Here is a 15,151-nt window from a genome sequence, read left to right as displayed (position 1 = left end):
AATGGCGCATCGCTCATGCGGTGCGCCATTTTTGTTTTCCCATGTGGCGCAGGCTGATTTATCACCCCGAAATCAACTACGCACTGCGACAAACGCTGGTGTTATGCCTGCCTGTGGCGGTTGGGCTGCTGCTCGGCCATCTGCAACAGGGTCTTCTCTTCTCGCTGGTTCCCGCCTGCTGCAACATTGCTGGCCTCGATACCCCGCATAAACGCTTCTTTAAACGCCTGATTATCGGCGGCTCGCTGTTTGCCGGCTGTAGCCTGGCGGTACAACTTCTGCTGGCGGAAAATCTTCCGCTACCGGTGATCATGACGGTGCTAACGCTGCTGCTGGGCGTGACGGGTGAAATCAGCGCGCTGCATGGCCGTTTACTTCCCGCGTCTCTCATTGCCGCCATTTTTACTCTCAGCCTCGCCGGGAACATGCCGGTGTGGGAGCCGCTGCTGATCTACACACTCGGCACCTTGTGGTACGGGTTGTTTAACTGGTTTTGGTTCTGGCTGTGGCGCGAACAGCCGCTGCGCGAATCCCTTAGTTTGCTCTACCGGCAGCTGGCGGACTATTGCGAAGCGAAATATAGCCTGTTAACCCAACACATCGATCCGGAAACCGCGCTGCCGCCGCTGCTCGACCGCCAGCAGAAAGCGGTAGATCTGATTAGCCAGTGTTACCAGCAGTTGCATATGCTGGCGGCCAATCAGAACAACGATTACAAGCGCCTGCTGCGCGTCTTTCAAGTCGCGTTGGATCTGCAGGAGCATATCTCTGTCAGCCTGCATCAGCCGGAAAAGGTGCAGAAGCTGGTCGAGCGCACCCACGCCGAGCAGGTGATTCGCTGGAATGCGCAAACCGTCGCGGCTCGCCTGCGCGTGCTGGCGGATGACATCCTCTATCACCGCTACCCGACCCGATTCACCATGGAGAAGCAGGTTGGTGCGCTGGAAAAAATTGCCCGCCAGCACCCTGATAATCCGGTCGGGCAGTTTTGCGCCTGGCACTTCAGCCGCATCGCCCGCGTGCTGCGCACCCAGCGCCCGCTCTACATTCGCGATTTGATGGAGGATAAGCAGGAGCGCCTGCCGCTGATCCCGGCGCTAAAAAGCTATCTGTCGCTGAAATCGACCGCCCTGCGCAATGCGGCGCGTATCAGCGTGATGCTCAGCATCGCCAGCCTGATGGGCAGCGCATTAAATCTGCCGAAACCTTACTGGATCATGATGACGGTGATGGTGGTGACGCAGAACGGTTATGGCGCGACCCGCGTACGCATTGTTAACCGTGCCGCCGGTACGCTGGCGGGGCTGGTGGTGGCGGGTATGACGCTGCACTTTCATGTGCCGCTCGGTTTTACCCTCGCCGCGATGCTGATGATCACCTTGAGTAGCTATCTGATTATCCGCAAAAGTTACGGCTGGGCGACGGTCGGTTTCACGATTACGGCGGTCTATACCTTGCAAATCCTGACGCTTAACGGCGACCAGTTTATTCTCGCCCGGCTGGTCGATACGCTGATTGGCTGCCTGATTGCCTTTGGCGGGATGGTGTGGCTGTGGCCGCAGTGGCAGAGCGGCCTGCTGCGCCAGAATGCGCACGATGCGCTGGAGGCCTATCAGGATGCGATTCGCCTGATCCTCAGCAACAACCCGGAAGCAACGCCGCTGGCCTGGCAGCGCATGCAGGTTAACCAGGCGCACAACGCCCTGTTCAACTCCCTCAACCAGGCGATGCAGGAGCCCGGCTTTAACAGCCGCTATCTGAGCGATATGAAACTGTGGGTGACGCATAGCCAGTTTATTGTCGAACATATCAACGCCATGACGACGCTAGCGCGCGAGCACACCATGCTGACGCCGGATCTGGCGCAGCGCTATCTCGAGTCATGTGAAATTGCGCTGCAACGTTGTCAGCAGCGGCTGGAGTATGACGGGCCGGGAGAGTCCGGGGATGTGAATGTTATGGAAGGACCTGAGACGCTGACCCACGGCCCAATGAGCACGCTGGAGCAGCATCTGCAGCGCATTATCGGGCATCTGAGCACCATGCACACCATCTCGTCGGTGGCATGGCGTCAGCGCCCGCATCACGGCATCTGGCTACGCCGACGCCTTACGCGTTAACCACGCTTGCGACGGCCTGCGCAAAGCGCTGCATCCCTTCATCAATATCCTGCTCCTCGATAATCAGCGACGGCGCGAAACGCATCACATCCGGACCGGCATTCAGCACCATCACGCCCGCTGCGGCAGCCGCATGCAGGAAATCGCGTGCACGGCCTTTGTATTGCGGTTTCAGCTCGGCACCAATCAACAGGCCCATACCGCGAATATCGCTGAACAGGTCGTACTGCTCATTAATTTTTTGCAGATGCCCAACAAAGTGCTGACGTTTGGCACTGACGCCATTCAGCACTTCAGGGGTGTTGATGATATCGAATGCGGTACCGGCCACCGCGCAGGCCAGCGGGTTGCCGCCGTAGGTGGATCCGTGGGAACCGGCGTGGAAGACGCTGGCGATTTCATGGGTCGTCAACATGGCGCTGACCGGGAAACCGCCGCCAAGAGCTTTAGCACTGGTCAGAATGTCCGGCGTCACGCCGTAGTGCATGTAAGCGAACAATTCACCGCTGCGCCCCATGCCGCACTGCACCTCATCAAACACTAGCAGTGCGTTGTGCGCATCGCACAGTTCACGCAGGCCTTTGAGGAACTCAGGGGTTGCGGCGGTAACTCCGCCTTCGCCCTGAATCGGCTCTACCACCACGGCGCAGGTGTGATCGTCCATCACCGCTTTAACCGCGTGCAGATCGTTAAAAGGAACATGCACGATATCGGCCGGTTTCGGGCCAAAGCCGTCGGAGTATTTCGGCTGACCGCCGACGGTCACGGTAAAGAGGGAACGCCCGTGAAAAGCGTGGTGGAAAGCGATGATTTTGGTTTTGTGCGGGCTGTGGCGCGTGGTTGCATAAAAACGCGCCAGCTTAAAGGCGGTCTCGTTGGCTTCGGTACCGGAGTTCATAAACACGACGCGCTCGGCAAAGGTGGCATCTACCAGCTTGCGCGCCAGACGCAGCGCCGGCTCGTTAGTGAAGACGTTACTCAGGTGCCAGAGCGTCTCGCCCTGCGCTTTCAGCGTCTCCACCAGTGCCGGATGGCAGTGGCCTAAAGCAGTTACCGCAATGCCGCCAGCAAAATCAACGTACTCTTTACCCTGCTGATCCCAGACGCGGCTGCCCTTTCCCTTTACCGGGATAAACTCGGCCGGTGCGTAAATTGGCAGAATAACGTCATCGAAGTTTGCACGTGTCACCGCGTCTTGCTGAGTTGCCATAGGTTGCCCATCCCGTGTTATGTTGCATTCATAGTGAAAATATAATCACGAAATATGCATAAAAAATCACTAGATGGCAACCACAAATCACCGCGTGAGGAAGTTTTCCAGCAATTGATGGCCCTGCTCACTGAGAATACTTTCCGGGTGGAACTGCACCCCTTCCAGATCCCACGCCTTATGGCGAATGCCCATAATCTCACCGTTTTCACTCCGGGCAGTGACCTCGAAGCAGTCAGGTAAGGTAGGCGGATCGATGACCAAAGAGTGATAACGCGTAACAGTTAACGGATTATTTAAGCCGCTAAACACGCCGCTGCCAGAGTGCGTAATAGGGGAAGTTTTGCCGTGCATCACCTTCGCCGCGCGCACAATGGTGGCACCAAATGCCTGGGCAATCGCCTGATGGCCGAGGCAAACGCCGAGGATCGGCAGCTTGCCCGAGTAGTGCGCAATAACCTCAAGCGAAATGCCCGACTCATCCGGCGTGCAAGGGCCTGGCGAAATAACAATTTTCTGCGGCGCTAGCATCTCAATCTCCGCCAGCGTCAGCTCATCGTTACGCCTCACCTCTACGTGTGCGCCCAGCTCACAAAAATATTGGTAGAGGTTCCAGGTAAAGGAGTCGTAATTGTCGATAAGCAGGATCATGTGAATTCAACCAATGGATGTGCCGCGTTTCATGCAGTTTGCGCGAAACTATACGGTACTTCGCAAAGATAAAAAACGGGTTTGCGGAAATCTTCCTTTCCACATACAAAGGAATACCATTGCACTTAGTGCTACAGTGTGGACGGAAGTAATGGTATCTTTTAAACGGATTTTTAAAACCAAATGGTTTGCCAAAGCGGCCAAAAAAATGGGCATCCGCGACAGCGAATTACGTCAGGCAATCGATGAGTTGATGCAGGGCCAGGCGGATAATTTAGGCGGAGGGGTCTACAAGAAACGGCTAAATCAAAACCGCGATCGTGCCATTATCCTGACGAAAGGCGGCGCACATGCGTTTTACACCTTTATCTATGCAAAGCAGGATATGGCAAATATTGATGACGGTGAGTTAGCCGCGTTTCGTGAGCTGGCAAAACATTACGCTGGCCTTTCCGAAAGCGTCCTTTTGGTGCTAATCAGTAACAGAGAGTTGGTTGAGATTACTCATGACATCGACACGAAAAAGTAAAAGCCTCGCTTTTGAGGCAATCCATAGCGCGGCAAAGGGTTTGTTTGATGCTGGGGCGATGACTCAGGAAACAATGCGTAACTTTGATGAGCGTTGCCTGAGCCCCGTTGATGCTCTTAAACCTGAAGAGATCAAAGGGCTACGTGAACGATTTAACGTTAGTCAGTCGGTCTTTGCCCGCTATCTCAACACCAGCGTTTCCACGATACAAAAGTGGGAAAACGGTATGAAGCGACCAAGTGGTGTCTCTCTCAAGTTACTCTCTGTAGTGCAGAAACATGGGCTTAAGGTCTTGCTCTGACTGGAGCAAGACCTTCGGTTTACTCGCCCTCGCGCGCCTCGCTCACCACCTGGCTGAAAATTGCAGTTAACGGTTCAAGATCGCCCATCGCACCCGCCTGGTTGGCGTTGCGCCAGTCGTCGGGATCGATATCTCGCCAGTCGAGCGAGAAGCCCGCATGCAGCGCCAGCTGTTCGAAGAAGATACGCTGCGCAATACCATTACCCAGGCGGAACGGGTGCAGGACGTTAATTTCGCAGTAGTAATGCGCCAGGCGTGCGATAAACTCCTCTTTTTCAAGCCCGACGAGCCACTCCTCATCTTCGAGCTGCTGCATCAGGGTATTGCCCTCTTTCTCGATATACTCGAAGTGGCAGAAGCGGGTATCGCCCTCGTAGATATCGACTTCGCGGATCTGCCCGGCCCAGTCGAACACATCCTGGTAAAGATGGCGGTGAATGGCGCAAAGATGCGGCAGCCCGCGGGCAATCGGCCCCAGTTCCAGGGTTGCAGCACGCAGCGCGGTGAACTGATACGCCTCCTTCTCCAGCCCCTTAGCATTGCGAATGCCGAGGCGATTGCGCATCACTTTCAGGCCCGGGAAAAGATACGGGTCGCGCCCGTCGCCGAATTTATCGCTCATTTTGCCTCCGCAGCTCTTCAAGACGTAAAGTGGCCTCTTCCGCATTCAGCGTAACAAGCTCGCTATCAACGCCCTCCAGCCGACGGCTGGCCTGAAAATTGATGTTGCGCTGCTGCTCCCAGAGTCGGGATTTTTGCCTGTCGGTGAGTTTTTTCGGCATAGCGCCTCCCAGTTAAGCGATATACATACCCAAATGATGTACATGCCCAAAAAATTATAAGCAGTAATTTCGGGTTACGCAGGGAAGCGGTAAAACACGGGCCGCAAAGCCCGTGTGGAGGAAACTTATGGCAGCACTTTCGCGGAGAGGATAACAACCGGTTTTGACGGGACATTCTGATACGGGCCAACATCGTGCGTCGGTACCTGGGAGATCTTATCGGCAACGTCCATGCCTTTTACCACTTTGCCAAATACCGCGTAGCCAAAGTCACGCTGGCCATGATCCAGGAAAGCGTTATCCGCAACGTTGATAAAGAACTGGCTGGTCGCGCTGTCTTTATCCGCAGTCCGCGCCATAGCAATGGTACCGCGCGTGTTGCGCAGGCCGTTATCCGCTTCGTTCTTGATAGGCGGGTTAGGCTGTTTCTGCTGCATCTGCTCGTTAAAGCCGCCGCCCTGAACCATAAAACCAGGAATAACGCGATGGAAAGTGGTGTTGTTATAAAAACCGTTATTCACGTAATCAAGGAAGTTTTTCACCGACACAGGGGCTTTCTGATTGTTCAGCTCCAGTTCGATATTACCGGCGGAGGTAGTGAGCAGAACATGCGGGTCGCCTTTTGCGGCCAGCGCAGCAGGAGAGAGAGCAGAAAGGGCGAGCAGAGCCGCCATAGCCGCCAGAGTCGATTTAACCATAAGGTTTCCTTAACGAAGTGCAGTAACGAAAGCGAGTGGCTTGATTCTAAAGAGCAGTCAGCCAGCAGGCCAGCCTTTTACTTAATTTTACGTATTTGGTAACAGATGTAACGCCAGACCGCCAAATTCGTGCGTCTTAACGGCCTGGCACGCCGCTACGCTTGCGGCATCCGATTAAAATGCACCTCTTCGCATCCCTCCTCCATCCGTACCCAGCTCTGCGCAGGTTGCGTACTGGCAATAATGCGTCCGTGACGAATTGACCAGCGCACCGGAGACTGGCAACGCACCGCTTCAAAGCCATTTTCAACCGGCAAAATGATCATATTGGCAGGCAGACCTGGCGCAATGCTATACTCTTTTAATCCCAGCGTTTTCGCGCTGTTATGAGTGATGAGTTGCAGCCCCTGCTCAATCTGCGAATAGCCCATCAGCTGACAAACATGCAGACCCATATGCAGCACCTGCAACATATTGCCGGTGCCAAGCGGATACCAGGGATCGAACACATCATCGTGACCGAAACAGACATTCATCCCTGCCGCCATCAACTCTTTCACCCGCGTCACGCCCCGCCGTTTCGGGTAGTCATCAAACCGCCCTTGAAGATGAATATTGACCAGCGGGTTGGCCACGAAATTGATGCCGGAACGTTGCAGCAGGCGGAAAAGACGGGATGTATACGCGCCATTGTAGGAGTGCATGGCGGTGGTGTGGCTGGCGGTGACGCGCGAGCCCATCTCCATTTCTAGCGCCAGCGCGGCGACGGTCTCAACAAAGCGCGACTGCTCATCATCAATCTCATCGCAGTGGATATCCAGCGGGCGCTCATACTCACGCGCCAGGTCGAAAGCAATATTGAGTGATTCAATGCCATATTCACGCGTGTACTCAAAATGCGGAATCGCACCGACCACATCGGCACCCAGCTGAAGCGCTTTTTCTAACAGCGCCGCACCGTTCGGGTAGGAGAGAATGCCCTCCTGTGGAAAGGCGACAATTTGTAGATCGATCCACGGCGCGACCTCCTCTTTGACCTCCAGCATCGCTTTCAGCGCCGTTAATAGCGGATCGGAAACATCAACGTGGGTGCGCACATGCTGCACACCGTTGGCCATTTGCCATTTCAACGTCTGCCAGGCGCGCTTTTTCACGTCCTGATGGCAGAGCTGCGCTTTACGTTCGGCCCAGCACTCTATCCCTTCGAACAGCGTACCGGACTCGTTCCAGCGGGGATCGCCAGCCGTTTGCGTGGTGTCCAGGTGAATATGCGGTTCGACGAACGGCGGCAGCGCTAAACCGCCACCGGCATCAAGCACATCAAGTGTCTCGCTCTGGGCGTCGCCCATCGGCGTAATCTCGCCAAATCGCCCATTCTCAATGGCAATTTGCCAGACTCCTTCGCGATCGGGTAAGTGCACATTCTGCACTAACCATAGTGGTGTTGCTGACATCGCATTACCTCCTCTTTCTCCCTCAGATATGTCGTAGCTAACCTCGTGCTAAAAAACGTCACTTTCAGTATAGAAATTCCTCAACATATAAATATGAATGATATCCAATACTTATAAAAACCATGAAAAATCAGCAATATACTCATTAGGGAGTAGGCTAAGGTGTAATTGATATACATCAATAACCGTGCAAGCTGAATCGTTAAGGTAGGAGGTAGTAAAAAAGAAATCGAGGCAAAAATGAGCAAAGTCAAACTCGCTATCATCGGTAACGGCATGGTCGGCCACCGCTTTATCGAGGACCTTCTCGACAAAGCCGACGCCAGCCAGTTCGACATTACCGTATTCTGTGAAGAGCCGCGTAAAGCCTACGACCGCGTCCACCTGTCATCCTATTTCTCCCACCATACAGCCGAAGAGCTGTCGCTGGTACGCGAAGGCTTCTACGAAAAACATGGCGTCAAAGTGCTGGTCGGCGAACGCGCCATCACCATCAACCGCCAGGAAAAAGTGATCCACTCCAGCGCGGGCCGCACGGTCTATTACGATAAGCTGATCATGGCCACCGGCTCCTACCCGTGGATCCCGCCGATCAAAGGGTCTGAAACCCAGGACTGTTTTGTTTATCGCACCATTGAAGATTTGAATGCCATTGAGTCATGCGCGCGTCGTAGCCGCCGTGGCGCGGTGGTTGGCGGCGGCCTGCTGGGTCTGGAAGCCGCAGGCGCGCTGAAAAACTTAGGCGTCGAAACCCACGTTATCGAATTCGCCCCGATGCTGATGGCAGAACAGCTCGATCAGATGGGTGGCGAGCAGTTAAGACGTAAAATCGAAAGCATGGGCGTGCGCGTGCACACCAGCAAAAACACCAAAGAGATCGTGCAGGAGGGCGTTGAGGCGCGCAAAACCATGCGCTTCGCCGACGGCAGCGAGCTGGAAGTGGACTTTATCGTATTCTCGACCGGCATCCGTCCACGCGATAAACTGGCGACCCAGTGCGGGCTTGAAGTTGCCCCGCGCGGCGGCATCATGATCAACGACTGCTGCCAGACCTCCGATCCCAATATTTATGCTATCGGCGAGTGCGCCAGCTGGAACAACCGCGTTTATGGTCTGGTCGCGCCAGGCTACAAAATGGCGCAGGTGACGGTTGACCATATTCTCGGCACACAAAACGCCTTTGAAGGCGCAGATCTTAGCGCCAAGCTGAAACTGCTCGGCGTGGATGTCGGCGGTATCGGCGATGCACACGGCCGCACACCGGGCGCTCGCAGCTATGTCTACCTCGACGAAAGCAAAGAAGTCTATAAACGCCTGATTGTCAGCCCGGATAACAAAACTCTGCTCGGCGCCGTACTGGTTGGCGACACCAGCGATTACGGCAACCTGCTGCAACTGGTGCTCAACGCCATCGAACTGCCGGAAAACCCCGACGCGCTGATCCTGCCGGCGCATGCCAGCGGCGGTAAACCTTCAATTGGCGTCGATAAGTTGCCGGACAGCGCGCAAATCTGCTCCTGCTTCGACGTCACCAAAGGCGACCTGATTACCGCTATCAATAAAGGCTGCCACACCGTGGCCGCACTGAAAGCGGAAACCAAAGCCGGAACCGGCTGCGGCGGCTGTATTCCGCTGGTTACGCAGGTGCTGAACGCCGAGCTGGCGAAACAGGGTATCGAAATCACCAATAACCTGTGTGAACATTTTGCCTACTCCCGCCAGGAGCTGTTCCACCTCATCCAGGTGGAAGGGATTAAAACCTTCGACGAACTGCTGGCGAAATACGGGACCGGCTACGGCTGTGAAGTGTGTAAACCGACCGTTGGCTCGCTGCTTGCCTCCTGCTGGAACGAGTACATCCTGAAACCGCAGCACACGCCGTTGCAGGATACCAACGACAACTTCCTCGCCAATATCCAGAAAGATGGCACCTACTCCGTTATTCCGCGCTCTGCAGGCGGTGAAATCACGCCGGAAGGGCTGATGGAAGTGGGCCGCATCGCGCGGGAGTTCAATCTCTATACCAAAATTACCGGCTCGCAGCGTATCGGCCTGTTCGGCGCGCAAAAAGACGATCTGCCGGAAATCTGGCGTCAGTTAATCAATGCCGGGTTCGAAACCGGTCACGCCTACGCCAAAGCGCTGCGTATGGCGAAAACCTGCGTCGGCTCGACCTGGTGCCGCTATGGCGTCGGCGATAGCGTCGGGTTCGGCGTCGAGCTGGAAAACCGTTACAAAGGCATCCGTACTCCGCACAAAATGAAGTTCGGCGTCTCCGGCTGTACCCGTGAATGTGCGGAAGCGCAGGGGAAAGACGTGGGGATCATCGCCACGGAAAAAGGCTGGAACCTCTATGTGTGCGGTAACGGCGGCATGAAACCGCGCCATGCGGATCTGCTGGCGGCGGACCTCGATCGCGAGACCCTGCTGCGTTACCTCGACCGCTTTATGATGTTCTACATTCGCACTGCCGACAAACTGACCCGTACCGCCTCGTGGCTTGAGGGGATGGAAGGCGGCATCAACTATCTGCGCAGCGTTATCATCGACGACAAACTGGGCTTTGATGCACAGCTGGAAGCAGAGATGACCCGCCTGCGCGAAGCGGTGATTTGCGAGTGGACGGAAACCGTCAACAACCCGGCGGCGCAAACGCGCTTCAAACACTTTATCAACAGCGATCGCCGCGACCCGAACGTGCAGGTGGTTCCGGAGCGCGCTCAGCATCGCCCGGCGACACCCTATGAACGTATTCCGGTGATGTTAGTGGAGGAGAACGCATGAGCCAGTGGAACAGCGTTTGCAATATCGATGATATCGTCCCGGCAACCGGCGTCTGCGCGCTGGTCAATGGTGAGCAGGTGGCAATTTTCCGCCCGCGTCACGATGACCAGGTTTACGCCATCAGCAATATCGATCCCTTTTTTCAGTCGAGCGTGCTCTCTCGCGGCATTATCGCCGAACATCAGGGCGAACTGTGGGTTGCCAGTCCGTTAAAAAAACAGCGCTTCCGTCTACGCGATGGCCTCTGCATGGAAGATGAAAGCCGTTCAGTTGCCCATTTTGAAGCACGAGTGAAGGATGGTGAGGTGCAGATCAAAGCATAATCCCCTGCCCTCTCAACGGCCGTAGCGACAGCTTGCTGTTATGCTACGGCTCATGCTCAGCGCCCGCGGTTCTCGCCGCGCGGCGCCCGCTTCAGCCTATAACTACAATTCCGGGGTAATGTCGTGGATCACCTGCCAATTTTCTGTCAATTACGGGGACGCGCCTGTCTGCTGGTCGGCGGCGGCGACGTCGCGGAGCGCAAAGCGCGTCTGTTGTTGGATGCGGGCGCGCAGCTCACCGTCAATGCCCTCTCCTTTATTCCTCAATTTACCGCCTGGGCCGCCGAAGGCATGCTGACGCTGGTCGAAGGCGAGTTTAGCGAAACGCTGCTGGATGAGTGCTGGCTGGCGATTGCCGCCACAGATAACGACGCGGTGAACCAGCGGGTCAGCGACGCGGCAGAAGCTCGCCGCATCTTCTGCAATGTGGTTGATGCGCCGAAAGAAGCGAGCTTTATCATGCCGTCGATCATCGACCGTTCGCCGCTGATGGTGGCGATCTCCTCCGGCGGCACATCGCCGGTGCTGGCGCGTTTGCTGCGCGAGAAGCTGGAGTCACTGCTGCCGCAACATCTTGGGCACGTGGCGAAGTTTGCCGGGCAACTGCGCAGCCGCGTGAAGCGCCATTTCGCCACCATGAGCGAGCGCCGTCGTTTCTGGGAAAAGCTGTTCGTTAACGATCGGCTGGCACAATCGCTGGCCAATCAAAATATGACCGCCGTGGAGAGCATCACCGAGCAGATGCTGAACGAGCCGCTGGATAACCGCGGTGAAGTGGTGCTGGTGGGCGCGGGGCCTGGCGATGCCGGGCTGTTGACGCTGAAAGGCTTACAGCAAATCCAGCAGGCGGATGTGGTGGTGTATGACCGTCTGGTCTCCGATGAGATCATGAATCTGGTGCGCCGCGACGCCGACCGCGTGTTTGTCGGTAAACGTGCGGGCTATCACTGCGTGCCGCAGGAGGAGATCAATCAGATCCTGCTGCGCGAGGCGCAAAGCGGGAAGCGCGTGGTGCGGTTAAAAGGCGGCGATCCCTTTATTTTTGGGCGCGGCGGCGAAGAGCTGGAAACGCTCTGCCATGCGGGCATTCCCTTCTCGGTTGTGCCAGGGATTACAGCGGCTTCCGGCTGTTCGGCTTACTCGGGCATTCCGTTGACTCACCGGGATTACGCTCAGAGCGTGCGGCTGGTCACGGGCCACCTGAAAACCGGCGGCGAGCTGGACTGGGCTAACCTGGCGGCAGAGAAGCAGACGCTGGTGTTCTATATGGGATTGAATCAGGCGGCGGCGATTCAGGAGCAGTTGATCGCGCACGGTATGCAGGCGGATATGCCGGTAGCGCTGGTGGAAAATGGCACATCGGTGCAGCAGCGGGTGGTGAGCGGCGCGTTGTCGCAGCTTGGCGAGCTGGCGCAGCAGGTGAAAAGCCCGTCGTTGATTATCGTCGGCAGGGTTGTCGCGTTACGCGATAAGTTGAAGTGGTTTTAAGAGACAATGCCTGATGGCGCTGCGCTTATCAGGCCTACAAAACGCGCTAAACGTAGGCCGGATAAGGCGTTATGCCGCCATCCGGCAATCAACGCCCGGCATAATGCCTGATGGCGCTGCGCTTATCAGGCCTACAAAACCATGCTAATCCGTAGGCCGGATAAGGCATTTATGCCGCCATCCGGCAATCAACGCCCGGCATAATGCCTGATGACGCTGCGCTTATCAGGCCTACAAAACGCGCTAAACGTAGGCCGGATAAGGCATTTATGCCGCCATCCGGCAATCAGCGCCCGGCACAATGCCTGATGGCGCTGCGCTTATCAGGCCTACAAAACCGAGCTTATTCCGCTTACGGCTTCGCGACAAAACCAATCGCTTCGTACACCTTCTTCAGGGTTTCTGAAGCGTGCGCGCTCGCTTTTTCCGCACCTTCGCGCATGATCTGCTGCAGGAAAGCTTCATCATTACGATAGCGATGGTAACGCTCCTGCAACTCTGTCAGCATGCCGGAAACCGCGTCCGCCACTTCGCCCTTCAAATGGCCATACATCTTGCCTTCAAAGTGCTGCTCCAGCTCGGCGATGCTCTGGCCGTTCACGGCGGAGAGGATATCGAGCAGGTTAGAGACGCCCGCTTTGTTCGCCACATCGTAACGCACCACCGGCGGCTCGTCGGAGTCAGTCACGGCGCGTTTGATCTTCTTCACCACCGACTTCGGATCTTCCAGCAGGCCAATCACGTTGTTGCGGTTATCGTCCGACTTGGACATCTTTTTCGTCGGCTCCAGCAGCGACATCACGCGCGCACCGGACTTCGGAATAAACGGCTCAGGCACTTTAAACACATCGCCATAAATGGCGTTGAAGCGCTGGGCGATATCGCGGCTCAGCTCCAGATGCTGCTTCTGGTCTTCGCCGACCGGCACCTGGTTGGTCTGGTAAAGCAGAATGTCTGCCGCCATCAGCACCGGGTAGTCAAACAGGCCGGCGTTGATGTTTTCTGAATAGCGTGCGGATTTATCTTTGAACTGCGTCATACGGCTCAGCTCGCCGAAGTAGGTGTAGCAGTTCAGCGCCCAACCCAGCTGGGCATGCTCAGGAACGTGGGACTGCACAAAGATCGTGCTTTTCTGCGGGTCAATGCCGCACGCCAGGTAGAGCGCCAGCGTATCCAGCGTCGCTTTGCGCAGCTTCTCCGGATCCTGACGCGCGGTAATGGCATGCAGGTCAACGATGCAGTAGATACAGTGATAGTCGTCCTGCATGTTCACCCACTGACGCAGCGCACCCATGTAGTTGCCAATGGTCAATTCACCTGAGGGCTGTGCGCCACTAAAAACGATGGGCTTAGTCATTTTTCATTTCCTGATGTTCACTGAGCGGGAGCCCGAGCGCGGGCAGTAAATCGTTAAAGCGGTCGAAGACGTAGTCCGGCTCGCTTAGGGTAATCGCTTCACCATAGTTATAGCCGTAGGTCAGGCCAACGGAGACGCTGCCTGCCGCCTGCGCGGCGCGGATATCGTTGCGGGAATCGCCAACGAAGAGTAACTCATGGGGCTGAATCGATAGCTTGTCGCACACCAGCAGCAGCGGCTCCGGGTGCGGCTTCTTATTCACTACATCATCGCCACCGACAACAAAAGTGAAGTAGTGGGCGATCTCCAGCGCGTCCAGCAGCGGCGCGACAAACGGCGTCGGCTTGTTGGTCACCAGCGCCAGCGGCAGCCCTTTTTCGTGCAGCGCCGCGAGAGTTTGCGCCACGTCCGGGAACAGGAAACTGCCCTCCTCCACGGTCTCTTCGTAGTAGCGATTGAAGAGCTTACGCAGCATAGCGATCTGCTCGGCCTGCGGCACATCGCCGGTATCAATATCGGGCTTGCCCTGCGAGGCGCGCTGAATAGCACGCTCCTGGCGAGCCCAGTTGAAGGCGCGCTCCATCAATACATCGGCACCGTTACCAATCCAGGTAATCACGCGCGCTTCGCCAGCCTGCGGCAGCTCAAGGGCATACAGCGCGCTATCTACGGCGGCCGTTAGCCCCGGCGCGCTGTCCACTAATGTGCCGTCGAGATCGAACGCGACACCCCGAATCGACTGCAATTTATCCATGACTTACCTTCGCCAGTTCGCTACGCATTTCATCAATAACCTGTTTGTAATCCGGCTGATTGAAGATCGCCGAGCCCGCCACAAACATATCTGCGCCGGCTGCCGCGATCTCGCCGATATTGCTCGCTTTCACGCCGCCATCCACTTCGAGACGGATATCAAGGCCGGACGCGTCGATGCGACGACGCACTTCGCGCAGCTTGTCGAGCGTATGGGGAATGAAGGATTGACCACCAAAACCGGGGTTAACGGACATCAGCAGGATCACATCCAGCTTGTCCATAACATGATCGAGATAGCTGAGCGGCGTCGCCGGGTTAAATACCAGCCCCGCTTTGCAGCCGTGCTCTTTGATCAGTTGTAGCGTGCGGTCGATATGTTCAGAAGCTTCAGGATGAAAGGTGATAATGCTTGCCCCGGCTTCGGCGAAGTCCGGCACCAGGCGGTCGACCGGTTTCACCATCAGGTGCACATCGATAGGCGCGGTGATGCCGTAGTTGCGCAGCGCTTTCAGCACCATCGGGCCGATGGTCAGGTTCGGTACGTAGTGGTTGTCCATCACGTCGAAATGGACAACGTCGCCGCCCGCGGCCAGTACGCTGGCGGTGTCTTCGCCCAGGCGAGCAAAGTCAGCCGACAGAATCGAAGGGGCAATTAAATACTGTTTCATCCGCATCTCCTTGAGAAAGTAGGTTTCGGC

Annotated in this window: 15 protein-coding genes and 1 pseudogene; 7 read left to right on the top strand and 9 right to left on the bottom strand. The window is 56.3% G+C overall.

Features of this window, described 5'->3' with window-relative positions; translation table 11 throughout:
* Positions 1-41 precede the first annotated feature (41 nt).
* A complete protein-coding gene (locus EH164_RS01725) occupies positions 42-2,120 on the top strand; it encodes a YccS/YhfK family putative transporter (RefSeq protein ID WP_124967134.1) in 2,079 nt (692 codons plus the stop codon).
* Here EH164_RS01725 and EH164_RS01720 read toward each other — a convergent pair.
* Positions 2,110-3,330, bottom strand: a complete 1,221-nt coding sequence (locus EH164_RS01720) for an aspartate aminotransferase family protein (protein WP_124967133.1) — start codon at positions 3,328-3,330, stop codon at positions 2,110-2,112. The two genes, EH164_RS01725 and EH164_RS01720, sit on opposite strands and share 11 nt — an antisense overlap.
* A gap of 87 nt (positions 3,331-3,417) precedes the next feature.
* Positions 3,418-3,981, bottom strand: coding sequence for an aminodeoxychorismate synthase component 2 (pabA, locus tag EH164_RS01715; RefSeq protein ID WP_124967132.1), 564 nt, complete (start codon positions 3,979-3,981; stop codon positions 3,418-3,420).
* A 151-nt stretch (positions 3,982-4,132) separates the two neighbouring features.
* Between pabA and EH164_RS01710 the strand changes: the two genes are divergently transcribed.
* Positions 4,133-4,510: a type II toxin-antitoxin system RelE/ParE family toxin gene (locus tag EH164_RS01710; protein ID WP_124971220.1), complete on the top strand. Its 378-nt coding sequence runs from the start codon at positions 4,133-4,135 to the stop codon at positions 4,508-4,510.
* Positions 4,488-4,811, top strand: a complete 324-nt coding sequence (locus tag EH164_RS01705) for a DNA-binding transcriptional regulator (protein ID WP_124967131.1) — start codon at positions 4,488-4,490, stop codon at positions 4,809-4,811. Before EH164_RS01710 ends, EH164_RS01705 begins: the two co-directional genes overlap by 23 nt.
* 19 nt (positions 4,812-4,830) lie before the next feature.
* On the opposite strand, the gene EH164_RS01700 is transcribed toward EH164_RS01705, so the two are convergent.
* The 4 genes from EH164_RS01700 to EH164_RS01685 all read right to left on the bottom strand — a co-directional run bounded on the left by EH164_RS01700 (position 4,831) and on the right by EH164_RS01685 (position 7,745).
* On the bottom strand, positions 4,831-5,433 hold the full coding sequence (locus tag EH164_RS01700) for a putative adenosine monophosphate-protein transferase Fic (protein ID WP_124967130.1): 603 nt from the start codon (positions 5,431-5,433) through the stop codon (positions 4,831-4,833).
* The gene (locus EH164_RS01695; RefSeq protein ID WP_023482040.1) at positions 5,423-5,593 is read right to left on the bottom strand and encodes a YhfG family protein; all 171 of its coding nucleotides are present in this window, start codon (positions 5,591-5,593) and stop codon (positions 5,423-5,425) included. The genes EH164_RS01700 and EH164_RS01695 overlap by 11 nt, the downstream gene beginning before the upstream one ends.
* 125 nt (positions 5,594-5,718) lie before the next feature.
* Positions 5,719-6,291, bottom strand: a complete 573-nt coding sequence (ppiA, locus tag EH164_RS01690) for a peptidylprolyl isomerase A (RefSeq protein WP_023482023.1) — start codon at positions 6,289-6,291, stop codon at positions 5,719-5,721.
* 155 nt (positions 6,292-6,446) lie between these two features.
* The gene (locus EH164_RS01685) at positions 6,447-7,745 is read right to left on the bottom strand and encodes a cytosine deaminase (protein WP_124967129.1); all 1,299 of its coding nucleotides are present in this window, start codon (positions 7,743-7,745) and stop codon (positions 6,447-6,449) included.
* Between the two features lie 240 nt (positions 7,746-7,985).
* On the opposite strand from EH164_RS01685, the gene nirB reads away from it, so the two are divergent.
* The 4 genes and pseudogenes from nirB to EH164_RS22880 all read left to right on the top strand — a co-directional run.
* Complete coding sequence (gene nirB, locus EH164_RS01680) at positions 7,986-10,529, top strand: nitrite reductase large subunit NirB (RefSeq protein ID WP_124967128.1); 2,544 nt, start codon at positions 7,986-7,988, stop codon at positions 10,527-10,529.
* Complete coding sequence (nirD, locus tag EH164_RS01675; protein WP_042717441.1) at positions 10,526-10,852, top strand: nitrite reductase small subunit NirD; 327 nt, start codon at positions 10,526-10,528, stop codon at positions 10,850-10,852. The genes nirB and nirD overlap by 4 nt, the downstream gene beginning before the upstream one ends.
* Before the next feature lie 123 nt (positions 10,853-10,975).
* Positions 10,976-12,340, top strand: a complete 1,365-nt coding sequence (gene cysG, locus EH164_RS01670; RefSeq protein ID WP_124967127.1) for a siroheme synthase CysG — start codon at positions 10,976-10,978, stop codon at positions 12,338-12,340.
* Between the two features lie 94 nt (positions 12,341-12,434).
* Positions 12,435-12,544: pseudogene (locus EH164_RS22880) on the top strand (hypothetical protein); the annotation flags it as partial.
* 148 nt (positions 12,545-12,692) lie between these two features.
* On the opposite strand, the gene trpS reads toward EH164_RS22880, so the two are convergent.
* The 3 genes from trpS to rpe are packed head-to-tail and all read right to left on the bottom strand — an operon-like array spanning position 12,693 to position 15,121.
* On the bottom strand, positions 12,693-13,697 hold the full coding sequence (gene trpS, locus EH164_RS01665) for a tryptophan--tRNA ligase (protein WP_042717438.1): 1,005 nt from the start codon (positions 13,695-13,697) through the stop codon (positions 12,693-12,695).
* On the bottom strand, positions 13,690-14,451 hold the full coding sequence (gene gph, locus EH164_RS01660) for a phosphoglycolate phosphatase (RefSeq protein WP_023482033.1): 762 nt from the start codon (positions 14,449-14,451) through the stop codon (positions 13,690-13,692). The genes trpS and gph overlap by 8 nt, the downstream gene beginning before the upstream one ends.
* Positions 14,444-15,121, bottom strand: coding sequence for a ribulose-phosphate 3-epimerase (gene rpe, locus EH164_RS01655; RefSeq protein ID WP_023482084.1), 678 nt, complete (start codon positions 15,119-15,121; stop codon positions 14,444-14,446). Before rpe ends, gph begins: the two co-directional genes overlap by 8 nt.
* Between the last annotated feature and the right edge of the window lie 30 nt (positions 15,122-15,151).

Origin of the sequence: Kosakonia sp. CCTCC M2018092, assembly GCF_003864115.1 — a bacterium.
In the GTDB taxonomy this organism is placed as follows: Bacteria; Pseudomonadota; Gammaproteobacteria; order Enterobacterales; family Enterobacteriaceae; genus Kosakonia; species Kosakonia cowanii.
The sequence above is the reverse complement of the archived record's forward strand: the minus strand, read 5'-3'. Positions and strand labels throughout refer to the sequence as shown.